Source organism: Streptomyces sp. NPDC024555 (genome assembly GCF_055559335.1).
On sequence record NZ_JBVHKV010000033.1, the window covers coordinates 25,093 to 50,234 of the forward strand.

The window sequence follows — 25,142 nt, forward strand, 5'->3', positions numbered from 1 at the left end:
TGGGTGACGGCGGCCGGCGGGTGAGGGGTTCGGCGGGCGGCGGCCGTCAGCGGGCAGGGGTTCGGCGGGCGCCGGCGGTCAGCGGGTGAGGGCGGCGACGGCCGAGGCGGCCAGGTCGTCCAGATAACCCGGGGGCAGGTCGCCCCGGACGACCGCGAGCCGCCAGTAGAGCGGTCCGACGATCAGGTCGAGGACCCGGTCGGGGTCGGTGTCCCCGGGCAGTTCGCCACGGGCCACGGCCTCGCGCACGACGACGGCCGCGATCCCCTGCTGCGGGTCGAGCAGGACGGCCTTGATGGTGTCGGCGATCTCCGGATTGCGGGCCGCCTCGACGAGCAGGTCCGGGATGACCTGCGAGGCCAGCGGGTGGCGCAGACCGTACGCGGCGAGGTCGAGCACCGCGCGGATGTCGGTGTACAGCGAACCGGTGGACGGCGCGGGCATGCCCTGCACCGCCACGGCCGTGACCAGGTCCTGGACGAGGTGGAGCTTGGACTTCCAGCGCCGGTAGACCGCGGTCTTGCCGACGCCGGCCCGGCGGGCGATGCCCTCGATGGACATCCGGGCGAAGCCCACCGCGGCGAGTTCCTCGAACACCGCTCTGCGGATGGCGTCGGTCACGTCCTCGCGCAGCACGGCGGCTCCGGCAGGGACACGGCGGCGGCTTCCGGGGGCGGTCGTCATGGCCGAAGCATAGTCCGGTGCGACGAAACGGTTGCGTTTCGACGTGGGGAGGTCTTTACCTCGACGTCACGACGAAACGGTTGCGTCGCGACGCTGGAGCGTCCTACCCTCGGCGTTACGACGAAACGGTACCGTCGCGACGCAGAGGCGTTCCCTCCTCCGCGTGACGACGACACAGTCCCGTCGCGACGCAACACCGTTCCACCCCTCGCATCACGACGAAACAGTGCCGTCGTGACGCAGGGCCGTCACACCCCCCGCGTCGCCACGCAACGGTCCCGTCCCGTCGCCCGCACACGTTCCCGTACCCCCGGCACCCCGGGGGCGCCCCCGCACTTCCGCGTCGAAAGTGATCGTGGTGAGCCAGACCATCGCCCCGGCCCCGCCGGACGCCCCGCCGCCCCCCGGCCCTCCCTCGTACGCCCCCGGCGAGCTCGCCGCCCTCGCCGCCCGGCACGGGCTGGGCGTGAGCGGGGCCCGTCCGTCGCTGCCGCGCTACGTACGACAGCTGTGGGGGCGCCGGCACTTCATCACGGCGTTCGCCACGGCCAAGCTCACCGCCCAGTACAGCCAGGCGAAGCTCGGCCAGATCTGGCAGCTGATGACCCCGCTGCTCAACGCGGCGGTCTACTACTTCATCTTCGGCGTCCTGATGAGGACCAAGCAGGGCGTCGCCGACTTCGTGCCCTTCCTGGTGACCGGCGTCTTCGTCTGGACCTTCACCAGCAGTTCGATCACCGCGGGCACCCGGGCCGTCAGCGGGAACATCGGGCTGGTCCGGGCGCTGCACTTCCCCCGGGCGTCGCTGCCGATCGCGCTGGCCCTCCAGCAGCTCCAACAGCTGCTGTTCTCGCTGGGCGCGCTGGTGATGATCCTGCTGGTGTTCGGCCAGTACCCCCGGCCCTCGTGGCTGCTGGCGGTTCCGGCGCTCGGTCTGCAGGCCGTGTTCAGCGCGGGCGTCTCGATGGTGGTCGCCCGGCTGGCCGCCCGCACCCCGGACATCGCCCAGCTGATGCCGTTCGTCCTGCGCACCTGGATGTACGCGTCGGGGGTCATGTGGAGCATCGACAAGAGCCTGAGCGGCGACCGGGTCCCGCATCTGGTGAAGGCGGCGCTGGAACTCAATCCGGCGGCCGTCTACATCGACCTGACCCGGTTCGCGCTCATCGAGAGCTTCCACGCCTCCCAGCTGCCCCCGCACGTCTGGGCCGTCGCCACGGGCTGGGCGCTGCTGTGCGGGGTGGGCGGTTTCGTCTTCTTCTGGCAGGCCGAGGAGCGTTACGGACGTGGCTGAGCACCCGGGCACCGCGGTGCCGACCGTCGTCGTCGACGACGTCCACATCACGTACAGGGTCAACGGCGCGCGCACCGGCCGGGGCAGCGCCACCTCGGCGCTGAGCCGGATCGTCTCGCGCCGGGCCGCCCCGGGCGTCCGCGAGGTGCACGCCGTCAAGGGCGTCAGCTTCGCCGCGTACAAGGGCGAGGCGATCGGCCTGATCGGCTCCAACGGCTCGGGGAAGTCCACACTGCTCAAGGCCGTCGCCGGGCTGCTGCCCGCCACGAAGGGCCGAATCCACACCCGGGGCCAGCCCTCGCTGCTCGGGGTGAACGCGGCGCTGATGGGCGATCTCACCGGCGAGCGGAACGTGGTGCTCGGCGGACTCGCGATGGGCATGAGCCGGGAGCAGATCCGCGCACGCTACGACGACATCGTGGACTTCTCCGGGATCAACGAGAAGGGCGACTTCATCACGCTGCCGATGCGCACGTACTCCTCCGGCATGGGGGCGCGGCTGCGCTTCTCCATCGCCGCAGCCAAGGACCACGACGTGCTGCTGATCGACGAGGCGCTGTCCACGGGCGACGCCCGGTTCCAGCGGCGCAGCAAGGAGCGGATCGCCGAACTGCGGCAGCGGGCCGGCACGGTCTTCCTGGTCAGCCACCACAACAAGTCGATCACCGAGACCTGCGACCGGGCGATCTGGCTGGAGGCGGGGGTCCTGCGGATGGACGGACCGGCGGCGGAGGTCGTCGCGGCGTACGAACGGTTCACCGCGGGGCGGGGCAAGGGCGGGTGAGGGGCCGGGCCGGCCGTCCGGAAGGTCCCAAACCTCCTGTCGGACAAGGGATCTGACGGTGCGGCACCTGTCATAGGCTCGTGCGGTCGCAGACGATGACGAGGGCGGGGAGGCTCCCATCAGTACAGGCTTCGGCACGGCACTCATGCCCCTGGGCCCCGGCGATCCGGCCGAGATCGCCGGCTACCGGCTGATCGCCCGGATCGGCGAGGGCGGCATGGGGGCCGTCTACCTCTCGTACACGCGCGGCGGTCAGGCCGTCGCGGTGAAGCTGATCCGCCGGGAGTTCGGCGACGATCCCGAGTTCCGGCAGCGGTTCGAGCAGGAGGTGCGGTCGGCCCGGACGGTGCGCGGCTACCACCTGGTGCCGGTCGTCGACCACGACACCTCGGGCGATCAGCCGTGGCTGGCCTCGTCCTACATCCCCGGCATACCGCTGCACGAGGCACTGACCGCCCACGGCCCCCTCCCGCTGCCCTCGGTCCTGGCGCTCGTCGGCATGGCCGCACAGGCCCTCGGCTCCATGCACATGGTCGGGGTGATCCACCGCGATCTGAAACCGGGCAACATCATGCTCGGCGCCGACGGCCCGCACGTCATCGACTTCGGGATCGCCCGCGCCGCCGACGCCACGCACATCACCCGCAGCGGCCGGCTGATCGGCACCCCGCAGTTCATGTCCCCCGAGCAGACGCTCGGCGAGGAGGTCGGGCCGCCCAGCGACGTGTTCTCGCTCGGGCTGATCGCCGCCGTGGCCGCGACCGGCCGCCATCCGTACGGGGAGGGCGGGGCGGTCTCCATCGGCACCCGGATCGCCAACACCGAGGCCAGGCCGCCCTCGCTGGACGGGTACGAGGACGGGCTGCGCGAGCTGCTGACCGGCTGCCTGGCCCAGGATCCGGCGGCCCGCACCACCCCGGCCGAACTGGCCGCCCGCTACGCGCCCCCGGCCAGCCGGGAGGGCTGGCTCCCCGCGCCGATCACCGCGGAGATCGCCCGCCGCGCGGCCTCCGTACCGCCGGACCCCGGCCCCGCCGCTCCCCCGCCGCCGAAGGGCGTCCCCGACGCGCCGCCGCCGGTCGCCGGTGCGGTCGCCGCCGGGACCACCGTGCCGCCCGTCGCCGGAGCGGGGACCACGCTGCCGCCGCGTACGGACGCGGGAACCGCCCCGACGCCCCCTCCGCCGCCCGCCGTCGCACCGGCCGGCCCCGCCCCCGGCCCCTCGCCGTACGGGACCGTCCCGCCGATGCCGTATCCCGGACAGCCCGGACCGCGGCCCTCCCGGATGTCCGACCGGCGCCGGGGGCTGCTGGCGGGCGCCGCGATCCTGCTGGTGGCGGTGGGCGTCGTGATCTGGTCGCAGTCCGGCTCGGACGGCTCGGGGGACGACGGCAGGGCGGCCTCGGACCCGGCGACGACGGCCGGCACGGACCGGGCCTCCCAGGGGACGGAGGACCCGGAGAAGTCGTCCTCGCCGAAGCCCACGTACACCGTGGTCTTCAAGGACAAGCCACTGCTGATCCGGGCGCCGGGCTGGCAGGAGACCAGCATGATCGATTTCGACGCCCCCCGGCTGGACCCGCACGGCGGCAGCAACCCCGAGGACGAGGAGGGGCAGGAGATCCGGTACTTCAACGGCGTCTCGGTGATGCAGTTCCTGACCCCCACGGGCACCTCGTCCGCCCCCACGCCCGAGGCCTGCCGGGACGCGGTGAACACCTCCGTGATCCAGGACCTGGACGAGGACCGACTGGAGGACGGCAAGACCCTGGGCAAGGGCACCCTGCTGTGCACGGTGACCAGCGAGGGCAACCTCGCCATGATGCGGATCCTCGACTCCCACCTCGTACCGGGCGACTTCACCGTCCCCGGGTACGACACCCAGGTGACGCTCTGGAAGATCAACGAGTAGGCGTCCGAGCGCAGTCCGGCCGGACCGGCTCCGCGTCGCACCCGAAGGAGCCAACCACCCTGCCTCACAGCAGATGTGAGGGACCGTCAACCGTCGTAAGCTCGTACGGTGAGCTGGACGCGCGAGCGCGGGAGGATCCCATCGGCAGCAGCACCGGCACGATGTTCGCACCGCTCGGACCCGACGATCCGCGCGAGATCGGCGGTTACCGGCTGCTCGCCCGGATCGGCGAGGGCGGGATGGGCACCGTCTACCTCTCGCGCACCCGTGGCGGCCAGGCCGTCGCGCTGAAGGTGATCCGCCGGGACTTCGGGGAGGACACCGAATTCCGTCGCCGCTTCGAGCAGGAGGTGCGGGCCGCCCGCCTGGTGCAGGGCTACCACCTGGTGCCGGTGGTCGACCACGACACCTCCGGCCCCCACCCCTGGCTCGCCACGGTGTTCGTCCCGGGTCTGTCGCTCCGGGCCGCGCTGGAGGACCACGGACCGCTGCCCCTGCCGACCGTCATGCGGCTCATGGGCTGTACGGCGCAGGCCCTCGTCGCCATCCACACGGCGGGAGTCGTCCACCGCGATCTGAAGCCCGGCAACATCGTGCTCGGGAGGACGGGCCCGTACGTCATCGACTTCGGCATCGCCCGCGCCGCCGACACCACGCATCTCACCCGCAGCGGGGGGCTGATCGGCACCCCGCAGTTCATGTCGCCCGAGCACGCCCAGGGCGAGGACACCGGCCCCGCCTCGGACGTCTTCTCGCTGGGTCTGATCGCGGCCCTGGCGGCGACCGGCAGTCATCCGTACGGGACGGGCGGGGCGATGACCCTGGGCGCCCGGATCGCCAACACCGCGTTCCGGCCGCCCCGGCTGGACGGTTTCCCGCCCCAGCTGCGCGAGGTGCTGGAGCAGTGCCTGGCGGCGGATCCGGCGGTACGCATCACCCCCGCCGCGCTCGCCTCGCTGTGCGAACCCTGGACGGGCAGGGCACCGGACGGCCTCGGCTCCTGGCTGCCCGGCCCGCTCGCCGAGGAGATCGCCCGCCGTGAGCAGGCCCTGCCGGGACCCCCGGCCCTGCCCGACCCGCCGCCCCCGCTCCCCCGGTCCGGGACCGGCGACCCCGCCCCGCCCGACGGCCGGGCGGCCCCGCCCGACCCGGTTCCCCCGGTCCCGGACGGGACCGGCGAGCGCACGGTGCCGCCCGCCGGGGCGGTGCCGCCGGGTGGTGTTCCCGCGCCCCCGGCCGCCGCACCCGCCGCGCACGCGCCCTCCGCACCGGTCCCCCCGGCCCCCGTCCCTTCCGGGCCGGTGCCCCGGGCGCCCGGCGGTTCGCGCCGCAGGACCGTGCTCAGGGTCGCGCTGACGGCGGGCGCGGCGGTCCTGCTCGTCGCGGGTACCTGGCTGGTCGCCACCCGGACCGGCGACCACGGCCGCACCCCGGCCGACGACAGCCCCGGTGACGTGCGTACGCCCGGCGGACAGCCGGCCTCGCCGACGCCCGGACCGGACCGGAGCGGCCCGGACACCACCGCTCCGGAGACCACCGCGCCGTCACCGGAGCAGAAGCGCTACACCCTGGTCTTCGAGAACCGGCCGCTCTCGCTGCGGGCCCCGTCCGGCTGGGACGCGGTCTCGGTGGACCTCGACGAGCCCCGGGTCGGCGGACCGAGCGAGGGCAGCGGCACCCACAGCGAGCTGACGCTCGACAGCAACCTGAGCCGGTGGGAGTTCCTGACCCCCATGGGCCGCGGTGCCGGGCCGACGGCCGAGCAGTGTCTGCGCGGCGCGCAGACGGACGTGCTGCCGTCGGAGATCGAGGAGGAGGATCTCAGCCGCACCCTGCCGGTGGGCACCCTGCTCTGCACGGTGACGTCCGACAAGAACATCGCCCTGGTGAAGGTGACCAGGGTCGTGCACACCTCGGACGGCATGCCCGACTACTTCACCGAGGTCACCCTCTGGCGGTCGTAGTCCGGGCGCCGCCGCCCCGGCCCGACCACAACCGCAGCAGCACCCGGTCGCCCGGCTCCCCCGCCGCCAGCAGCGCCGCCGCCCGGCGCCAGGTGGCCGGGGGCAGTCCGTTGGCGGTGATCAGCCGGTACAGGTCGGGCAACGGCCCGGTGAGCATGAGGAGTTCGCCCAGCAGCCGGGCGTCGGCGGGCGGGGCGTCCGTGGCCAGGACCAGGAAGAGGGCGTCGGGGCCGAAGCGCTCGACCAGGGCCAGGCCGTCCTCGCCCGCCGCGAGCAGCCAGGGGGTGAGCCGTTCGCCGTGGCCGGCGTGCGGTCCGCGCTGTTCCAGCAGCATCCGCAGCACGCGCCGCCCGGACTCCCCGGCCAGCGGCGGCAGCCAGCGCGGGCCCCAGGCGGACACGGCGTCGGCGGTCCCCGGCAGCCGCTGTTCGACGACGGCGGCGGTGACCGCCACCGCGAGTCCGTGGTGCACGGCCAGCGTGAGGACGGTGGTCAGCGCGGACGGGGCCAGGACGTCGGTGAGCGGGGTCAGTTCGGCGAGGGCGCGGCGCTGTTCCGGGCTGAGCGCGAACCGGTCGGCGAACTCCTGCGCCGGGACGCCCAGCCCCTCGCCGAGCAGGGTGTACAGGGCGCGGGCCGGGTCGGGCGCGGTGACGATCCTGGCCAGTTCGGCGCGGGCGCGCGGGTCCAGCACGGCGTCCGGGGCCGTCGCGTGCAGGGCGAGCAGCGCGGCCCGTTCGGCCGGGCCCGGCAGGGCGGCCAGCAGCGGGAGCAGGGCCGGGGCGGCGGCCAGCGCGGCCAGGGTCCGGCCGGGGCCGTCGTCGTCCCGGACCGGGGTGCCGAGGACCGCCTCGGCGATCCTGCGGTCCAGCCGCCGGCCGTTCACCGCCCAGGCCCGCACCCGTTCGGGGCGTTCGACGGCGCCGCGCACCACCCGGGTCAGCCCGGTGGTGGCGAGCCGGGCCCGCGACCACTCGACGACCGCGACCGAGTCCAGGGGCGCCGCCTGCTCGCTCTCGTAGCGGCACTCCTGGAAGACGACGAGGACCTCGTCCAGTGGGCGGCCGATGCCGGTGGCGTACGTCCCCAGGATGCGCATCGCCCGCTGGTCCAGCCCGAGTTCATGGGCGTGGCGCAGTCCGTCGGTGCCCAGTTCGGCGAGCGCGGCGGCCGGGTCGGGGAAGGCGGTGACGATGTCGCCGAAGTCCAGGTCGCCCTGTTCGGCGAGCCAGCGGGCGGCGAGGACGGGGTGGGCGCAGACGGTGCGCCAGTGCTCGGGCGAGGTGGCGAGCAGGGCGCGGGCGGCGTCGGGGGCCGGGGCACCGGCGTCGGCGGCGATGCGCAGCAGGACCCGGGCGTCGACGGCCCCGTCCTTGTCCAGGGCGGTGATCTGCACCCAGCCGAGGCCGAAGTGGCTCAGGTGCTCGGGCTGGCGCAGCCCGTCGAGCAGCAGGTGCCACATCTCCGGGGTGTAGCGGGTCAGCAGGTCCCGGTCGGGGCCCTCCAGGTGCGGGCGGAGCAGTTCGAGGAGTCCGGGGTCGTCCATGCGTCCGGCGAGCGCCTGGAGGCTGGGGGCGGGGATGTCGCAGAGGACGCCGACGACGGTGTCGTCCATGGCCGCGACGGTGCCGGCCAGCCGGCGCGCGTCGAGCGCCGGCAGCGCGGTGCACAGCCGGCCGAGGAGTCCGGCGCGCCGGATGCCGGGCCGGGTGCGCAGGGCGTCCTCCAGCGGGACGCCGTCCGCGTCGGAGGGCAGGTCGGGGTCGAAGACCTCGGCGAGCCGCTGGGCGACCGGGAGCAGCCGCCGGGTCGCCTCGTCGTACAGATCCTCCTCCGACGGGCCCAGCAGCGCGGACATCAGGCATTCCCGGAAGACCGAGGCGGGCACCCCGGACAGGGCGATGACCAGCCGGTCCATCCGGGCCCGGTCCAGCATCCGGTTCTGTTTGCGCAGCCCGGGGGCGTTCTGCCGGGCGCGGACGGCGACCAGCAGTTCGGTGTTGGTGCCGAAGGCGTCGGGCATCCGCTCCAGCACGATGCCGCGTTCGCTGGGCGACATGGTGTCCATGCCGCCGAGCCGGATCGCCCAGCCGGTGGCGAAGGTGCGGCGGCGCAGCGCCTGTCCGCCCTGGCCGGCCAGCATCTCCTGGTGGAAGGCGTCGAGTTCGCGGTCGGTGACGTACGGGAGGCGGTCGGCGGGCATGCCCGCGATCCTGGGGACGGCGCCGGCGATGTCGCCGGGGTCGACGCGTTCGGCGCGTCCGCCGCGGGCGGCCTCGATCCGGCGCAGTTCCTCGCCGTCCATGCGCCCCGCGATGATCAGCCGGGCGCCGGGGGCCGCGGCGGCGGCCTGCACGGCGTAGCGGATCAGGTCCTTGCGGCGGGCCACCACCCAGCCGGCCCCGGAGAGCTGGGAGGCGGTGCGGGAGGTGAGCCGGCCCTGTTCGAAGGCGGCCAGGGCGAGCACCTGGGGGCCGTGGTCGTGGAGCAGTCCGAGCCGCAGGGACTCGGGGTTCAGGGCGAGCCGGCCGTCCTCGGTGCGCTGGGCGGCGTCGTCGTAGATCAGCAGGGCGCGGCTGTCCGCGATGTCGCGCAGGGCCCGCTCCCGTTCCTCCGTGGCGGAGGCGGCCGAGAGGGACTGGGCCAGCCGGCCGGGCTGGAGCGAGGGGATCTGCTGGAAGCCGGCGGCGCCGAGGTAGCCGGCCAGGTCGGCGGGGCCGCGCACCGGCCCCCAGGCGGCCGGCGGCAGTCCGCAGGCCATCCAGCCGGCCAGTCGCAGCAGCGAGCGCAGCTGGGTCTCGCGCCAGGCGACGGGGCGGCCCTTGCCCCGGGCGGAGGGCAGGTCGTCGCCGAGGAGCAGCGCCCCGGACAGGGACATGCCCTGCGGGGCGGGCATCCGGCCGGCCGAGGGGATGTAGAGGTGGCGGCCGAGACCGACGAGGGTCAGCGCGCCGGAGTTGAAGACGAGGTGGTCGGGGGAGAGTTCGACGGGGGTGTAGCCGGAGCGGGCCATGTCGTCGAGGGCGCGGCCGAGCGGCACCAGGACGCGCAGGGCCTCGGCGGGGGTGAAGCGGTGGCCCTGTTCCAGCATCGCGGCGAGGTCGTCCAGCTCCATGAGGACGTCGAGCGGCCGGGTGCCGTTGCCGGGGGCCCAGGCGGTGACCAGGGCGGGCGGCAGCCCGGGGTGGTCGATGACGTCGAAGAGCGCCGGGGTGACGGGGGCGCCGACGGCGAGGAGCGCGGCGGCCTCGGCGCGGGTGGCCCGGTTGGCGAAGGTGCGCAGCGTGCCGTACTCGTCGGTCCGGGTGTCGCGGACCATCCGGGTGGCGCGCGCGGAGGTTCCGGCGGGGCGCAGTTGGCCGGGGCGGGGCAGGGCGGGGCGGGTCTCCCAGACGCGACCGCTGCGGCCGGGGTACGTGGCGGTGGTCATGAACGGTGCTCCAGTGCGCGCAGCGCCCCCAGCAGGGCCGTCGCGCTGCGGGCGCGGGCGAGGTCGGCGCGGACCCGGTCGACGGTGGCGAGACGGTACTTCTGCGGGGCCAGACAGGTGGAGACGACGCTGTTGAGGATCGGGCCGAAGCGGGGGTCGGAGATCTCCCGTCTGACCCGGCCCTGGACGTCCTGGCTGCCGTAGTAGAGGCCCCGGGTCTGCTTGGGGGTGAGCCGGGCGAGGCGGGCGGCGTGGGCGAGCGTGGCTCCGAGCATGTAGATGTCGTACCGCTCGGACGCGGGGGCCAGTTCGGCGGTCTCGTCACCGCCCTCGGGGCCGGGCGGGGCGTAGGCGACGGTCGTGGTGGTGATCCGGGCGCCGATCCGCACGGCGGCGTCGTAGTCGATGAGGACGTAGCGGTCGGGCGGGCCGAGGACGAGGATGTTCTCCGGTTTGATGTCGGCGTGCACCCAGCCCTTGACGACCTCGCCCTTGTCGGTGTGGCGGGTGGTGTGCAGGGCGGCGAGGGTGTTGCACAACTGCTCGGCCAGGTCGAGGAGTTCGGACTCGGTGTAGCGCTGGTTGCGCTCGGCGCGGCGCTCGATCTCGTCCTGGAGGGTGCGCGCGCCGGTGTTCCGGTACCCGATGAACTCCTGGACGAGGAAGCCCTCCTCGTCCTCCTCGTCGAAGGGCACCCCGGCCGCGCGCAGGGTGGGCGAGGGCTGGGACTCCAGCGAGATGACGACCGGGCACTGCTGGGTGAGCTGGGCGGCCCGCCGGGCCGCCACCAGTCCGCTCTCCCGCCGCCCGCGCTGGCCGCCGAGTTCGGCCTTGACCTCGCGGGGTTCGTCCAGGACGGCCCTCGGCCACCACATGCCCTTGATCACCACGTCTCCGCCGGACCAGCTGTCCTGGGCGAGCAGGGCGTACCCCTGCCCGGCCCCGGCGATGAGCCGTTTCGTACGGAAGCGGTCGCCCTGCCCGTAGAAGGCTGCGATGTACGCGCAGCGCGGCGGATCGTCGGGGGCGCCGCGCTCCGCCTCGGCCCAGAAGGGTTCGAATCCGCTCACCACGCCTCACCCCCGGCCCCGTCGCCGCCGTCGCCGTCGCCGTCCGTGGAGCCCTCGCTGATCCGCAGCCGTACGGAGCCGGTGCCCAGGACGAGTTCGTCGCCCGGTTCCAGCCCGTACGGGGTGCGGGTGGCCAGCCGGGCGGTGCTGGGGCGGCCGTAGCGGTCCAGCACGGGGTTGAGGAAGGAGGCGTTGTTGTCCGTGAGGTGTTCGGCCATCGGCCGGCCGTCGTCGTCCAGGAAGATCCGTACGTGCTCGCGGCTGATCTCGCCCCTGGCCTCCGGGCCGAGTCCGGTGGTGACGTCGGTGGTGCCGGGCCGGGAGCGCGAGGCCCGGCCGATCACGAGCCCGTCGTCCCCCGGCACGTCCACGGTCCGCAGCACCGCGTAGCCGTGCATCACCGTGATCACGGTCCGCCCGTCCGGGGTCCGCGGCAGGGGCGCCTCGGCGACGGTCTCCTCGGCGGGCTGGTCGCAGGAGTGGCAGTAGAGCCGGTCCCCGGAGGCGTACACCTGCGGGGGCGTCAGCACGGATCCCGATCTGCGGCAGGGCGAGGGCTCCTCGACATGGCGGAACCGCAGCTCCGAGTCCGGATCGCGCAGGCCCGCCTTGCCGCGTTTCCTGGCGCGGTCGGCGTCGATCTCCTCGTCGGTGGCGACGGACAGGCTGCGCCGGCTGAACACGACCCGGCCGCGCACCCGCCGGGCGCTCCAGATCCGGTCGGTGCTGCCCTGGAGCCAGGTGTGCTCTCGCCGGGCGAAGCGGAAGTTGTCCTCGCTGATCACGGCGGCGCCGTACTGCACGGCCAGGGAGAGGATGCGGTCGTCGGCGTCGCCCGGGTGGAGTTCGAGCCAGTGCTCTCGCCGGGCCCGGTCGGCGAGCGCCCGGTCCTCCAGCCTGCCGCGCACCGCGCCGTCGAGCACGGCGTACGGATAGGAGCCCGGGTGCTCCCGCAGCCAGGCCTCCCGTACGTCGACGACCCGGGCGAAGCTGACGGTGCCGCCCCGGCCGTGGGCGACGTTGGACGCGTCGATGATGACGTCGGGTGCGCTCACGGGCGGCCCCCCGAGCCCCACGGCGGCCGGGTCGCCTCGTCGTCGTCCGCGCCGGACGCGCCGGACGCACTGGACGCACCGGGTGCGCCGGAGCCGTACGGCGGCCGGGTCGGCTCGTCGTCGTCCGGCCCGTGGCCCTGGGGCGGGCGGGTCGTGCGCAGCGGCGGATATCCGGCGCTCCCGTATCCGCCGCCGTAACCGAAGTCCGGCCCGCCCCCGCTCACCGGCGCGTAGCCGTCGTCGTCGTTCTCGTCGTCGTCCTCGTCGTCGTCGAGATCCGCGTACTGCTGGGCGCGCCGGGCCTTGATCTCGTCCGGCATCTCGACCGGGATCTCCTCGAACCAGGCCCGTTTGGACCTGGTGGAGCTCTGACTGGAAGCCGCCCGTGCCTCGTTGGCGACGTCGTTGGGGTCCATGCCGTCCCGGAGCCCGCCGCCCGCCTGGTCGAAGACGGCGGCCAGGGCCGGGTCGGGGATCCGGCGGGCCCGCGCCGCGCCCTCCCGGTAGACGGCCTCGCGCTCGTACTCCGAGGCGGCGCGGGCGGCCCGGTCGGTGATCTCGCGGTCCAGGTCGATGCCCTCCGCCTGGCGCAGCAGATCGCGGCGCAGGATCGGGGTCATCGGGTTGTCCACGACATTGACCGCGACCTGGGCCCCGGACAGCTGCCGCGCCCCGCTGCCGGAGCCGAGCCGCCCCCTGGCCCGGAGCACCGGCATCGGGCGGGCGGACCTGCGGTGCGGGGCGCGCAGCTTGACCAGGTAGAGCGGCTGGCCCGCCTCGCCCTCCCGGATCGCGCCGAGCGTGAGGACGATCCGGCTGGGCGCCTGGCCGCCGCCGTCCTGGACGGCGCCCTCGATCCGCCGCCGGACCGGGTCGAGCTGGTACACCGCGAGGACCGGGAAACTGGGGTTGATCTCCAGGGACAGTTCGCCGCTGCCGGTGACCACGTCCCGGCTGTTGGCCGCGAACTCCCGGGCGACCTCGCTCATCACCTCGCCCGCGCGGGTCCGCGAGGCCACATGGCGGGCCATCCCGGTCGGCGTGAGCCGTTCCAGCAGTCCGAAGTCGGCGCCCTCGCCGATGCCGACGGCGTCCGTGTGCAGTTCGCGCCCGGCGGCCTCCGCGGCGAGGGCGGCCAGCCGGCCGGGGTCCTGCTCACCGAAGTTGGCGACGCCGTCGCTGACCAGGACCACCCGGCGGGAGGCGGCCCGGTGCCCCTCCAGCGCGCGGTACGCACGCCGCAGCGCGCCCTCGATGTTGGTCCACTGGCGCTCGGTCTCGACGTTCCCGTTCCACCGCCCCTTGCGCAGCAGCTCGCCCGCCGTGCCCGAGAAGCGCACCCCGGAGTCCTGCGCGAAGGTGAGGAGTTCGACGTGGGTGGCGCGCGGCAGCGATCCCACGAGCGCCCGGACCCCGGCGGTGGCCACGTCCTTGCGGCTGGCCTGGCCGCTGCCCTCGACCGGGTACTCCTTGCTGTTGTCGGCGCGCAGCTCCATGGACCAGCTGTCGTCCACGAGGACGGCGTAGACGACGCCCTCCTTGGAACGGTCGCTCCTGGTCAGCTCGCGTGGTGCGACCAGTACGGCGAACTCCTCGCCGAGATGGACGTCCTGCCGGTCCGCCGTCACCTTGATGTCCTCGGCCGGCTGTCCCGTCTGCGTCATGCCCGTGCTCTCTCCTGGACCTCGTCGGCCGTCGTCCGTCCCCCGGGGCGTGCCCAGGGCCTTCCCGTCTGGATCAGCGCTCGCCGACCGCGCAGACCAGCGCGGTCGCGTTGTCCCAGCCGCCGAGCGCCTCGGCCCGGCCCATGAGCCCGGCGGCCAGCGCCGGGGCGACCGGGCGCCCCGATGCCTCCAGGTCCGCCGCCATGGCCGCCAGCACCTCCCCCGTCCACCGCCCGCGCTCCCCCGCGGTGGCCCCGTCGGAGGCGAGCACCAGCAGATCGCCCGGGGCCACGGTGAAGACGCGGTGCGCCCAGCGCGCGGTTCCGTCCCCGAGTGCGCTGGTGAGCGCCGAAGTGTCGCCGTGCGCCTGGGAACTGCCGCGCAGCCGCTCGGCGTAGGCGGTGTGCGCGGGGGTCAGTTTCCAGGCGGTGTACGGAAGTTCCCTCGGCCGTACGGCGGCGGCCTCCAGCGGCCGTACGAGCCAGGCCTCGGCGTCCCCCACGGAGATCACCTCGGCGGTGCCGTCCGGTGCCACCGTGGCGAGGACCGCGGCGGCCCCGCCCCCGGTCCGCTCGACGACCCGGTCCAGCTCGCCCACGAGGGCGCGCGGCCGGTCGAGGACCCGGCGCGAGGGGTGGGGCGCGGCCGGGAGCGGGGGCCCGGTGCGCGGCGCGGCGGCGCCCGGTTCCGGGGAGTCGGGGGTGGCGGCCGGGGAGGGCGGCTCCCCGGCCGGGGGCGGCGGTTCGGCGCCGGCCTCGGCCTCCTTCCAGAGCCGGACCAGGCATTCGGTGGCCGCGCGGGCGGCCCGGCCGCCGGAACCGTCCCCGTCGCCGGTGACCCCGTCGAACACCGCCATCCGCAGGGTGCCGTCGGCCGCGCGCAGGGCGGTCGCGGCGTCCTCGTTGTCCCGTTCGGGATCGCCCTTGGCCTTGCGCGAGCCGACGGCGCTCTCCCGGAAGCAGACCGCCGAGACCGGTCCGCCGGGCCGCCGCTCCAGCGCCTCGTGCAGCGCCGCCATGCCCGGTGCAACGCCCCGGCGCAGCTCCACGTCGAGCAGCAGCCGGTGGCAGACCGCGTCCAGACCCAATGGGAAGGTGCCCGCCAGCACGTCCAGCAGGGCCAGCGCGTCCGCCTGGTCCGCCGAGGGCCGCTCGGCCACCGCGTCGACCAGCGCCTGCACCAGCGCCGAGCGGTCCCGGGCCCGGGGCCGGGCCGGCTCCACGCCGTCGCGCAGCTGGAGCCCGCCCTCCGGGTCGTACCGGGGCAGTGCCGCGACCTGCCAGCCCTCGTACGGGTCGTAGCGGATCGACTCCGGCACCAGGCAGCCCGGCCCGACGCGCTCCAGCGCGGCGTCCACCGCCCGCCACAGGAAGGGCAGTTCGGCGCAGAGCTTGCCGCTGTCCAGGGTGTGCCGGTCCTGCACGCTCTCCCGCAGCACGGGGGCCAGTTCGTCCGGCCACTCCAGGCGGATCCGGGGCAGCGCGAGCCTCGCGAACCCCGCCCGCTCCTCCCGTGTGCCCACGCCCGTGTCCCCTTCGCCGCGCCCGTACCGCCGTGCCGTTCCGTCCGTCACGCTGCTCCCACCGGTCCCCGCCGCCCCACGCCCGTACGGCCCCGCCGCCCCACCGGCCGCTTCCGTCCCTTCCGTCCCTTCCGGCTCGTCCGCCTCTTCCGGCTCTTCCGTCACGCGGATCTCACCGGCTTCCGCCGCTCCGCCAGCGGCGCCAGCCGCCCCGCTGCAACTCGGTGTCCAGCCGGACCACTTCGGCCTCGGCGGCCTGGGCCCGCTGCTGCCACTGCCAGGCGCTCTGCTGGGCCTCCTGGACGCCCTGGCGCGCGGTGTCCTGGGCGGCCCGGATCTGCGATTCGGCGTAGCCCTGGGCCTGCCGGGCGGCCTCGTCGGCCCCGGCCCTGAGCCGGGCACGCTCCTGCTGGAGGGCGGCGGCCGCCTCCTCGCGCTCCCGCCGGACAGCGGCGGCGGCCTTCTCGCGCTCCTCCGCCACGGCCGCCGCGAGCAGGGCGTCCAGATCGGGGCCCCGGCCGGCCGGGAAGGCGGCGGCCCGGTCCGGGACCGGTGCCGTGTGCGGTTCGGGGTCCCGGTAGAGCGCGGAGACCGAGGTGGCGGCGCCGACCGGCGGATCGGCGAGGGCCAGCGGCACGGGGCGGACGGTGAGCGCGGCCGGGTCGACGACCACGACGGGCCGCCAGCCCGTGTATCCGTCGCCGCCCCCGTCCTCCCGGACCACGGTCAGGGCGCAGCCCGAGCCGAGATGCGCGGCGCCGCCCCCGTCCACGTACGCCCACAGGTGCTCGCCCTCCGTCAGCAGCGAGGCGACGGCCTCGGGCGAAGGCACCACCGCACCGGGCGCGGGCACCGGCGGTCCGGCGGGGGCGGGGGCGGCGGGCGCACCGGAGGCTTCCGGGCCGTCGGCGAAGACGCCCCAGCCGTCGTCGGCGGCCGGGGGGACGTACGGGGGCGCGGCGGGCTCCGGGGGCCGGTCGGGCCTCCTGGGCACGGCCTGCGACGGCTCCTCGTCGACGAACGAACCCCAGTCGGACACCGCAACGCCCCCACGTCGGTACTGCTCCGGAAGACGTCAATATAGTTGCTGCACAAGCGTATTCACAGAGCGTCAGTTCCCGATCGGCGAGCCCGGAGGCCGGCCCGATGGAAGAACACCTGACCACCGACTTCGAAGAAGCCTGCTTCCTCGTGGACCTCTCCAACGTCGTGCGCGACCAGCGCCTGGGCGAACCCGGCGGCCGTTCGCTGCGCAGGCTCGCGCTCCTGGTGGACGCCGCGAAACAGCTGGCCCGCGACCCCGACGTGAAGCTGTACCTGGTCGCCGACCGGAGTCTGCGCCTGGGCCGCAGGCAGGAGTTCACCGATCCCGCGGACATCGGACTGCTCGCCCGCTGGGTCCGGCTGGGCCTGGTCGAGGAGCTGGGCGACGCCGACGACCGGCTGCTGGAGCTGTGCGAACTGACCGGCATCCCGGTCATCACCGGCGACCGCTTCCGGGGGCACCGCACCGCGTACCCCTGGCTCCAGGGCAACGCCGACGACTTCCTGGAGCCCGTCCCGCGCCCCGACGGCACCGTGGGCCTGGTCCCCGTCGATCTGAAGGTGGCCGCCCCCGTCGAGATCTCCATCAAACTGGAGGAGGACGTCCTCAAGCGTCAGGGGCTCCTCAACCCCCGGCGCAAGCCCCTCTTCGACGTGGTGAACCGCAACTGGCGCTGTGCGGAACGCCGTTGCACGCTGTACGACACCCGGCAGGGCAGTGCCGCGCTGCTCCCCCGGATGCGGCGCGGGGTCCCGACCTGCGAACTGCACGGGGGCGAGCTGGCCGACGACGGCCCGCGCACCGCGACCGTCCAGCTGAAGCTGCTGCTCGACGACGCCCTGGCGGAGCGGTTCACCCTGGTCGACGGGACCCGGGTGAAGGTGGGGCGGGCGGCGGGCGAGGGCGGCATCTCGCTGGCCGGACTGCTGCCGAAGGAGCGCACCGCGGGACTGAGCCGGATCCATCTGGAGCTGCGGATCTCCGGCGGCACGGTCCATGTCCGCGACCGCAGCAGCTACGGCACGACGCTGTGGCGCCGCCATCCGCGCCGCTCGGGCCCCGGCCCGTGGACGAAGCTCGGCACCGAGGAGCGCGCGTTCGCCGGGGGCGACGAACTGCAGCTGGTCGAGGGCGTCCTGCTGACCCGCAGCGGCCGCCGCTTCCCGACGGAGCTGGCCAACGAGTGGCAGCGCCGCAAGCCGCCGCCGTCCGCGGAGACGGACGTGACCCGGCTGGTCTGAGACCCCGGGACGGACGCGAGGGAGGGGCGGCTGCCGGGCAGCCGCCCCTCCCTCGCGCCGTCCGGTGCGTCAGGCGTGCGTACGCAGCAGGGTGCGCATCGTCCGCATGGCCACCGAGAGGTTGGCCAGGTCGAAGGCGTCCGATCCGCGGATCTCCTCCAGGGTGGAGCGCGACCGGGTCAGGATCGCCGCGTTCTTCTCCTCCCAGGCCTCGAACCGCTCCTGCGGGGTGGAGGTCCCGTTGCCGACGGCGAGCACATCGGCCGTGAGGGCGGCGTGCGCGGCGTACAGGTCCTCGCGGATGGAGGCGCGGGCCATCGACTGCCAGCGGTCGGCCCGCGGCAGCTCGATGATGCGGTCCATCAGCTGGGTGATGCCGAGCCGGTCCGCGAGGTCGTAGTAGACCTCGGCGACGGACAGCGGGTCCTTGCCCGTGCGGTCGGCGATCGCCACGATGTCCAGGGCCGGGAAGGCCGAGGAGAATCCGGCGACCCGCTGCGCCAGCTGGTCCGGAACACCCGCCTCGGTGAGTTCGTCCAGGATGCCCTGGTACCACTCCTGGTCGGCGCCCTTGAGCATCTTGGGCAGCGCGGCCCAGACCTGGTCGACACCCTCGCGGAAGAACTCGACCGTCTCGCTGATCTCCAGCGGCTGCGGCCGGTTGCCCAGCAGCCAGCGCGAACCGCGCTCGACGAGCCGGCGCGAGTGCAGCCGGATCCGGGTCTGCACCTCGGCGGCGACGGTGTTGTCGAGCGCTTCCACGGCGTCCCACACCTGGCCGAGACCGAAGATCTCCCGGGCCGCGAACTGCGCCCGCACGATCTCCTCGACGGAGGCCCCGGTCTCCTCCCGCAGCCGGTGCAGGAAGGTCGAACCACCGGTGTTGACGGTGTCGTTGACCAGCACCGTGGTGATGATCTCGCGCCGCAGCGCGTGCCCGTCGACCGCCTCGGGGAACCGCTCGCGCAGCTGCTCCGGGAAGTAGGCGTGCAGCAGCTGCTGCAGGTGCGGGTCGTCCGGCAGGCTGGTCCCGATCAGCTCCTGGGCCGCCGTGATCTTCGTGTAGGCGAGCAGGACGGCCAGCTCGGGCTGGCTGAGCCCCTTGCCGGCGGTCAGCAGCTCGCGGATCTGCCGGTCGTTGGGCAGGAACTCCAGCCCGCGGTCCAGGTATCCGTCGCGGCCCAGCCGGCGCATGAAGCGCTGTTGGGCGTGGAGCAGCGAGGACGCCTGGGCGGACGAGTTGGCGAGGGCGGTGTTCTGCGCGTAGTTGTTGCGCAGCACCAGCCGGCCGATCTCGTCGGTCATCTCGGCGAGCAGCTTGTTGCGCTGCTTGACGGTCATGTCGCCGTCCCGGACCAGGCCGTTGAGCAGGATCTTGATGTTCACCTCGTGGTCGGAGGTGTCCACACCGGCGCTGTTGTCGATGGCGTCGGTGTTGATCCGGCCGCCGTTGCGGGCGAACTCGATCCGGCCGAGCTGGGTGGCGCCGAGGTTGCCGCCCTCGCCGACGACCTTGGCCCGCAGGTCCTCGCCGTTGACGCGGATCGCGTCGTTGGCCTTGTCGCCGACGTCGGTGTTGGCCTCCGAGGACGCCTTGATGTACGTACCGATGCCGCCGTTCCACACCAGGTCGACGGGGGCCTTGAGGATGGCCTGCATCAGGTCGGCGGGGGTCATCTTGACGATGCCCGGCTCGATGCCGAGCGCCTCGCGCAGATGGGCGTTGACCGGGATGGACTTGGCGCTGCGCGGGTGGACGCCGCCGCCCGCGGAGATCAGCTCCTTGTCGTAGTCGGCCCAGGAGCTGCGCGGCAGGTCGAACAGGCGGCGCCGCTCGGCGTACGAGCTCGCGGCGTCCGGGTTCGGGTCGAGGAAGATGTGCCGGTGGTCGAAGGCGGCGACGAGCCGGATGTGCTCGGAGAGCAGCATGCCGTTGCCGAACACGTCACCGGACATGTCGCCGACGCCGACGACGGTGAAGTCCTCGGTCTGGGTGTTGTGGCCGAGCTCCCGGAAGTGCCGCTTGACGGACTCCCAGGCGCCGCGGGCGGTGATGCCCATGCCCTTGTGGTCGTAGCCGGCCGAACCGCCGGAGGCGAAGGCGTCGCCGAGCCAGAAGCCGTAGGCGACGGCGACCTCGTTGGCGATGTCGGAGAACTTCGCGGTGCCCTTGTCGGCGGCGACGACGAGGTAGGTGTCGTCCTCGTCGTGGCGGACGACGTCCTTGGGCGGGACGACCTCGCCGGCCACCATGTTGTCGGTGATGTCGAGCAGTGCCGAGATGAACGTGCGGTACGAGGCGATGCCCTCGGCCATCCAGGCGTCACGGTCGGCGTTCGGGTCCGGGAGCTGCTTGGCGACGAACCCGCCCTTGGCGCCGACCGGCACGATGACGGTGTTCTTCACCATCTGCGCCTTGACCAGGCCGAGGATCTCGGTGCGGAAGTCCTCGCGCCGGTCGGACCAGCGCAGACCGCCGCGGGCGACCTTGCCGAAGCGCAGGTGGACGCCCTCGACGCGCGGCGAGTAGACCCAGATCTCGAACGCCGGGCGGGGCGCGGGGAGGTCGGGGATGGACTGCGGGTCGAACTTCATCGAGACGTAGCCGTGCGGCTCGCCGCTGTCGGCGCGCTGGAAGAAGTTGGTCCGCAGGGTGGCCTTGATGACGGTGAGGAAGGAGCGCAGGATGCGGTCCTCGTCGAGCGAGGCGACCTGGTCCAGGGCCCCGTCGAGCTCTTCGAGCAGTCCGTCGGTCAGCTCGTTGCCGGCGGCCTGGCGGCCGGGCGCCATCCGGGCCTCGAAGAGCGAGACCAGCAGCCGGGTGGTGTGGACGTTGTTCTGGAGCGTGGACTCCATGTAGTCCTGGCTGAAGGTCGATCCGGCCTGGCGCAGGTACTTGGCGTAGGCGCGCAGCACCATGGCCTGCCGCCAGCTCAGACCGGCGCTGAGCACCAGGGCGTTGAAGCCGTCGTTCTCCGCCTCGCCGGTCCAGACGGCGGCGAAGGCGTCCTGGAAGCGCTCGCGGGCGTCGTCGGCGAGATAGCTGCCGTTGCCCGTGGACTGCGGCATGCGCAGGCCGAAGTCGTAGATCCAGGCGTGCGTGCGGTCGGCGCAGCGCAGCTCGTAGGGGCGCTCGTCGACGACCTCGACGCCGAGGCGCTGGAGCGCGGGCAGCACGGCGGAGAGGGAGACCTGCTCACCGGTGCGGTAGATCTTGAACCGGCGCTCGCCGGGGGCGGCGCCCACCGGCTCGTACAGGCTGAGGGCGAAGTCCTTGCCGTCCTTCTTGAGCGCTTCGAGGTGGACCAGGTCGGCCACGGCGGAGCGCGGCGAGTGGTCGGCCTTGTAGCCCTCGGGGAAGGAGTGGCCGTACTGGCGAAGCAGCTCGGCGGCGCGCTCCTCACCGCATTCGGCGCCCAGCGCCTCCTGGAAGCCGTCGGCCCAGGAGCGGGCGGCCTCGACGAGGCGGGCCTCGATGCGGTCGGCCTCGGCGTCGGTGAGGGTGGGCAGCTCGCTGCCCGGGGCGACCCGGACGACGAAGTGCAGCCGGGACAGGATCGATTCGGTGTTCCAGGCGGTGAAGTCGACGCTGGTGCCGTTCAGCTCCTCCTTGAGGATGTCGATCAGCCGCAGCCGCACCCCGGTGGTGTAGCGGTCGCGCGGCAGGTAGACGATCGCGGAGTAGTAGCGCCCGTACTCGTCCTGGCGCAGGTAGAGCCGGAGCCGGCGCCGCTCCTGGAGGTAGAGCACCGAGGTGACGACGGAACGCAGCTGGTCGGGCGGCGTCTGGAACAGCTCGTCGCGCGGGTAGGTCTCCAGGATCTGGAGCAGGTCGCGCCCGTCGTGGCTGTTGTACGAGAAGCCCGCGCCCTCCAGCACCTCGGCGACCTTGCGGCGGACGACGGGCACCCGGCGCACGGACTCGGTGTAGGCGGCGGAGGAGAACAGGCCGAGGAAGCGGCGCTCCCCGATGACGTTGCCGTCGGCGTCGAACTTCTTCACGCCGACGTAGTCGAGGTAGCTGGGGCGGTGCACGGTGGCGCGGCTGTTGGCCTTGGTCAGCACGAGGAGCTTGTGCTCGCGGGCCTTGGCGCGGGCGTCGGCGGGCAGCCGGTCGAAGGAGGGGCTGACCGGGTGGGCCTCGTCCTCCGTGTGGTGCGGGTCGGAGCGCAGGATGCCGAGGCCGGTACCGGGGACGGCGGCCAGCGCGTCGGTGTCCTTCAGCTCGTACTCGCGGTAGCCGAGGAAGGTGAAGTGGTCGGCGGCGAGCCAGCGCAGCAGCTCCCGGGCCTCGTTGACCTCGTCGTCGGCGAGGTCGTCGAGCGGTTCGCCGGGCAGGTCGTCTGCGATGCGCAGCGCGGCGTCCCGCATCTTCTCCCAGTCCTCGACGGTCTCCCGCACGTCGGACAGGATGCGCAGCAGGTCGGCCTGGATCTGCTTGAGGTCGGCGCGGTCGGTCTCGCGGTCGATCTCGACGTGGATCCAGGACTCGACGAGCGCGTCGTGCGGCAGCTCGGGCCGGGCGTCCTTCTTCGCGCCCTTGGCGGTCTTGCGGCCGGACCGGGGACCGGCCGGGGCGCCGGCGCCCTCGCTGAGGACCTCGATGAGCTTTCCGGTGACATCGCGCCGGACGACGATCTGCGGGTGGATCACGACGTGGATGCCGCGGCCCTGGCGGGACAGCTCGTTGGTGACGGAGTCGACGAGGAACGGCATGTCGTCGGTGACGACCTCGACCACGGAGTGGCTGCACGTCCAGCCGTTCTCCTCGACCGTCGGGGTGTGCACCCGGACGTTCGCGGTGCCCTGGGGGCGGTTCTCGGCGAGACGGTAGTGGGAGGAAGCGGCGCCGAAGACGTCGACCGGGTCACGGCCGATGATGTCCTCCGGGGCGGTGTGGAGGTAGTAGCGCTGGAGATAGCCGAGCACGGTGTCCTGCCGTGAACGCTCCTGGCCGGTCCCGCTGCCCTCGGCCTTCGCCCGGGGGCCCCCGTCCGGCCCGCCGACACCACCACCCGGGCTGTTGTCAGCTACCTTGGCGGCCCGTGCGAGCAGCTCGGCCTTGGCTTCGTCCAGCTTGGTCTGCATGTCCTCTGGCTCCTGTCGCGCGCCGTTGCGTGACGTAGGTGGAAAAAAAGACGACGTACCGCCACGACACGGGGTTTCCGGTCTGAGTCGACGCTATGCCGCTATGAGAGACGCCCGGGACCTTATTGGCCATTTTTGGCGGTCTGGCCGGGCTGAGGGGATCAGTCATGGCCCGGGTGCGGTGGCACTCCGGGCGCAGGCCGGGGGCTTCGCTGCCCCCGAGGCGTATCGCGCTGATCACGGGGTCCAGGCTATCTCGCTCTCCCCCACAACCGTCACGAGCCGCATGTGTACAAAAGAAACCCCCGAAGTTTGACACTCCGGACAGCGCGCGGCCCCTGGACAACGCACTCTGGAACGGTTGGGACCGTACTGTCCGGCCCGGATCGGGCCGGCGCACCCGTGAGGAGCCCCGCGATGGCACCGAAGATCCTCATCGTCACCGGCGACGCCGCCGAATCCCTCGAAGTCCTCTATCCGTACCAGCGGCTGCGCGAGGAGGGGTACGAGGTCGACATCGCCGCCCCCTCCCGCAAGACGCTCCGTTTCGTCGTCCACGACTTCGAGCCCGGATTCGACACCTACACCGAGAAGCCGGGCTACACCTGGCCGGCCGACCTGGCCTTCTCCGAGGTCGATCCGGCCGACTACGCGGCGCTCGTCGTCCCCGGCGGCCGGGCCCCCGAATACCTGCGCAACGACCCGGACCTCCGCGCGATCCTCGCCGCCTTCTTCGACGCGGACCGCCCGGTCGCCCAGATCTGCCACGGCCCGCTGATGACGGCGGCGGCCGGGGCGCTGAAGGACCGCAGGGTCACGGCCTACCCCGCCCTGGAGCCCGATATGGCGACGGCCGGGGCCGCCTTCGAGGACACCGAGGTCGTGGTGGACGGCACCCTGGTCTCCTCCCGAGCCTGGCCGGACCACTCCGCCTGGATGCGCGCGTTCCTCACGGTGCTCAGGGCCAAGGCCCCGGTGACGTGAGCGGGCCCGGGACCGCCGGCTACTCGCCCAGGCTCCGGGCGAGGGCCGCGGCCTCGGCGAGGGTGTCCACGACGGGCACCCCGGCCTCCTCCAGGCTGGCCCGGCTGTGCGAACCGCCGGTGAAGAGCACGGCCTTCGCCCCGACGTGCGCGGCGGCGACCGCGTCGTCCACGGCGTCGCCGATGACCACGGTGTGCTCGGGGGATATGTGCTCCAGGGCCGCGAGGTGCCGCTCCATGTGCTGGGCCTTGCTGCCGCCGGAGGGGCCGGTGCGCCCGTCGACGCGCACGAAGTGCCGCTCGATCCCGTAGCCGCGCACGGTGGGCACGAGGTGCTCGTGCCCGTACATGCTCAGCAGGGACTGGCTCCGCCCGCCGAGCTGCCACTGGGCCAGCAGCTCGGCGGCGCCCGCGGTCAGCCCGCACTCCGCCCGCCGCTCGGCGTAGTGCCGGTGGAACGCGCCGTCCATCAGCTCCCACTCGGCGTCGGTGGGCAGCCGGCCCATGAGCCGCTCGTAGAAGCGGGGTATCGGGACGCAGTACGTCTCGCGGTACTGCTCCACGGTGATGGGCGCGAGCCCGACCTCACCGAAGGCGGCGTTGGTCGCGCCGACGACGGCGGTGTTGTCGTCGAGCAGCGTGCCGTTCCAGTCCCAGACCAGATGTGTGCGGTGGTGTCCGTGCGTCCCCATGCAGGAAAAAATACCCGGCGCCACCGACAACCGAACAAACGGTCCACAACCCGGCTGCTCTTATCCGATCAGATGAGGAATCTCCTGGACGCCGAACCACAGCAGCTCGTGGTCCTCGGCACCGTCCACGGTGAACTGCGCGTCGTCGTCGCCGAGGTCCGCCGCCCCGAGCGCGGCCGCGGCGGCGGTGACGTCCTTGTCGGCCTCGTCGGAGTCGACGTGGACGGCGGCGGCCTTGGCCAGGGGGACCGCGGAGGCGATGGTGACCTCGCCGAGCGAGGAGGCGTCGAGGATGTGATCGGGGTCGGCGACCGCGTCCCCGTCCGGTACGTCGACGGCGACGACGACCCGGCGGCGGGCGGCGTCCGGGTCCCCGGCGATCAGCCGCAGCGAGGCGGAGGCGGCCCGGTTGAGCGCCGCGTACTCCAGCTCCTCGATGTCGTCGGAGACGTACCACTCCCGCAGCGCGGGGGTCACCGCGTAGGCGGTGAGCGGGCCGGGGCCGACCTCGCCCGCCCGGTGCGCCGCTGCGAGCCCGGAGAGGGTCAGGGGGACGTACACGCGCATGGCTGGGGTCGCTTTCGTAGTCGGAACGCCCTCAGGATACGTGCGGCATCCCCCTTTGGGGTTACGTGTCCCGGCCCCGCACCGTCCACCCGGCGCCCGCGCCTCACCCGGACCGGCCCGCCCCTCAAGCCCGCCCCGCACCGCCTC

At 73.7% G+C, this 25,142-nt stretch carries 16 protein-coding genes; 6 read left to right on the forward strand and 10 right to left on the reverse strand.

Annotation, left to right across the window (positions count from 1 at the left end; genetic code table 11):
- Positions 1-78: 78 nt before the first annotated feature.
- Positions 79-684, reverse strand: a complete 606-nt coding sequence (locus ACZ4FH_RS35465) for a TetR/AcrR family transcriptional regulator (RefSeq protein ID WP_467310050.1) — start codon at positions 682-684, stop codon at positions 79-81.
- A gap of 355 nt (positions 685-1,039) precedes the next feature.
- Here ACZ4FH_RS35465 and ACZ4FH_RS35470 point away from each other — a divergent pair, with 355 nt between their 5' ends.
- From ACZ4FH_RS35470 to ACZ4FH_RS35485, 4 genes are all read left to right on the forward strand, one after another.
- Positions 1,040-1,978: an ABC transporter permease gene (locus ACZ4FH_RS35470; protein ID WP_467310052.1), complete on the forward strand. Its 939-nt coding sequence runs from the start codon at positions 1,040-1,042 to the stop codon at positions 1,976-1,978.
- Complete coding sequence (locus ACZ4FH_RS35475; protein WP_467310054.1) at positions 1,971-2,762, forward strand: ABC transporter ATP-binding protein; 792 nt, start codon at positions 1,971-1,973, stop codon at positions 2,760-2,762. Before ACZ4FH_RS35470 ends, ACZ4FH_RS35475 begins: the two co-directional genes overlap by 8 nt.
- A gap of 145 nt (positions 2,763-2,907) precedes the next feature.
- Positions 2,908-4,674: a serine/threonine-protein kinase gene (locus ACZ4FH_RS35480; protein ID WP_467310056.1), complete on the forward strand. Its 1,767-nt coding sequence runs from the start codon at positions 2,908-2,910 to the stop codon at positions 4,672-4,674.
- 161 nt (positions 4,675-4,835) lie between these two features.
- Complete coding sequence (locus tag ACZ4FH_RS35485) at positions 4,836-6,638, forward strand: serine/threonine-protein kinase (RefSeq protein WP_467310058.1); 1,803 nt, start codon at positions 4,836-4,838, stop codon at positions 6,636-6,638.
- On the opposite strand, the gene ACZ4FH_RS35490 is transcribed toward ACZ4FH_RS35485, so the two are convergent.
- The 6 genes from ACZ4FH_RS35490 to ACZ4FH_RS35515 form a co-directional block, all read right to left on the reverse strand.
- Positions 6,619-10,068 carry a hypothetical protein gene (locus ACZ4FH_RS35490; RefSeq protein WP_467310060.1) on the reverse strand — a complete coding sequence of 1,150 codons (3,450 nt, stop codon included), beginning with the start codon at positions 10,066-10,068 and terminating at the stop codon, positions 6,619-6,621. The two genes, ACZ4FH_RS35485 and ACZ4FH_RS35490, sit on opposite strands and share 20 nt — an antisense overlap.
- Positions 10,065-11,138 carry a protein kinase family protein gene (locus tag ACZ4FH_RS35495; protein ID WP_467310062.1) on the reverse strand — a complete coding sequence of 358 codons (1,074 nt, stop codon included), beginning with the start codon at positions 11,136-11,138 and terminating at the stop codon, positions 10,065-10,067. The genes ACZ4FH_RS35490 and ACZ4FH_RS35495 overlap by 4 nt, the downstream gene beginning before the upstream one ends.
- Positions 11,135-12,193, reverse strand: a complete 1,059-nt coding sequence (locus ACZ4FH_RS35500) for a hypothetical protein (protein WP_467310063.1) — start codon at positions 12,191-12,193, stop codon at positions 11,135-11,137. Before ACZ4FH_RS35500 ends, ACZ4FH_RS35495 begins: the two co-directional genes overlap by 4 nt.
- Positions 12,190-13,857: a VWA domain-containing protein gene (locus tag ACZ4FH_RS35505; RefSeq protein WP_467310065.1), complete on the reverse strand. Its 1,668-nt coding sequence runs from the start codon at positions 13,855-13,857 to the stop codon at positions 12,190-12,192. The genes ACZ4FH_RS35500 and ACZ4FH_RS35505 overlap by 4 nt, the downstream gene beginning before the upstream one ends.
- A gap of 73 nt (positions 13,858-13,930) precedes the next feature.
- On the reverse strand, positions 13,931-15,379 hold the full coding sequence (locus tag ACZ4FH_RS35510; protein ID WP_467310067.1) for a hypothetical protein: 1,449 nt from the start codon (positions 15,377-15,379) through the stop codon (positions 13,931-13,933).
- A 172-nt stretch (positions 15,380-15,551) separates the two neighbouring features.
- Positions 15,552-16,418, reverse strand: a complete 867-nt coding sequence (locus tag ACZ4FH_RS35515) for a hypothetical protein (protein WP_467310069.1) — start codon at positions 16,416-16,418, stop codon at positions 15,552-15,554.
- 107 nt (positions 16,419-16,525) lie between these two features.
- Between ACZ4FH_RS35515 and ACZ4FH_RS35520 the strand changes: the two genes are divergently transcribed.
- A complete protein-coding gene (locus ACZ4FH_RS35520) occupies positions 16,526-17,665 on the forward strand; it encodes an FHA domain-containing protein (protein WP_467310071.1) in 1,140 nt (379 codons plus the stop codon).
- 69 nt (positions 17,666-17,734) lie between these two features.
- Here the strand turns inward: ACZ4FH_RS35520 and ACZ4FH_RS35525 are convergent, their stop codons facing one another.
- Positions 17,735-22,753, reverse strand: coding sequence for an NAD-glutamate dehydrogenase (locus ACZ4FH_RS35525; RefSeq protein WP_467310073.1), 5,019 nt, complete (start codon positions 22,751-22,753; stop codon positions 17,735-17,737).
- 417 nt (positions 22,754-23,170) lie between these two features.
- Here ACZ4FH_RS35525 and ACZ4FH_RS35530 point away from each other — a divergent pair, with 417 nt between their 5' ends.
- A complete protein-coding gene (locus tag ACZ4FH_RS35530) occupies positions 23,171-23,737 on the forward strand; it encodes a DJ-1/PfpI family protein (protein WP_467310075.1) in 567 nt (188 codons plus the stop codon).
- A 19-nt stretch (positions 23,738-23,756) separates the two neighbouring features.
- Here the strand turns inward: ACZ4FH_RS35530 and ACZ4FH_RS35535 are convergent, their stop codons facing one another.
- Positions 23,757-24,428, reverse strand: a complete 672-nt coding sequence (locus tag ACZ4FH_RS35535) for an HAD family hydrolase (RefSeq protein WP_467310077.1) — start codon at positions 24,426-24,428, stop codon at positions 23,757-23,759.
- A gap of 60 nt (positions 24,429-24,488) precedes the next feature.
- The gene (locus ACZ4FH_RS35540; RefSeq protein ID WP_383651080.1) at positions 24,489-24,995 is read right to left on the reverse strand and encodes a DUF6912 family protein; all 507 of its coding nucleotides are present in this window, start codon (positions 24,993-24,995) and stop codon (positions 24,489-24,491) included.
- Positions 24,996-25,142: the final 147 nt, after the last annotated feature.

Bases quoted from the DNA above. Each gene is read 5' to 3' on its own strand.
- ACZ4FH_RS35465 (WP_467310050.1), bottom strand. From the start codon at position 684: ATGACGACCGCCCCCGGAAGCCGCCGCCGTGTCCCTGCCGGAGCCGCC.
- ACZ4FH_RS35480 (WP_467310056.1), top strand. From the start codon at position 2,908: ATGCCCCTGGGCCCCGGCGATCCGGCCGAGATCGCCGGCTACCGGCTG.
- ACZ4FH_RS35485 (WP_467310058.1), top strand. From the start codon at position 4,836: ATGTTCGCACCGCTCGGACCCGACGATCCGCGCGAGATCGGCGGTTAC.
- ACZ4FH_RS35490 (WP_467310060.1), bottom strand. From the start codon at position 10,068: ATGACCACCGCCACGTACCCCGGCCGCAGCGGTCGCGTCTGGGAGACC.
- ACZ4FH_RS35505 (WP_467310065.1), bottom strand. From the start codon at position 13,857: ATGACGCAGACGGGACAGCCGGCCGAGGACATCAAGGTGACGGCGGAC.
- ACZ4FH_RS35520 (WP_467310071.1), top strand. From the start codon at position 16,526: ATGGAAGAACACCTGACCACCGACTTCGAAGAAGCCTGCTTCCTCGTG.
- ACZ4FH_RS35525 (WP_467310073.1), bottom strand. From the start codon at position 22,753: ATGCAGACCAAGCTGGACGAAGCCAAGGCCGAGCTGCTCGCACGGGCC.
- ACZ4FH_RS35530 (WP_467310075.1), top strand. From the start codon at position 23,171: ATGGCACCGAAGATCCTCATCGTCACCGGCGACGCCGCCGAATCCCTC.
- ACZ4FH_RS35535 (WP_467310077.1), bottom strand. From the start codon at position 24,428: ATGGGGACGCACGGACACCACCGCACACATCTGGTCTGGGACTGGAAC.
- ACZ4FH_RS35540 (WP_383651080.1), bottom strand. From the start codon at position 24,995: ATGCGCGTGTACGTCCCCCTGACCCTCTCCGGGCTCGCAGCGGCGCAC.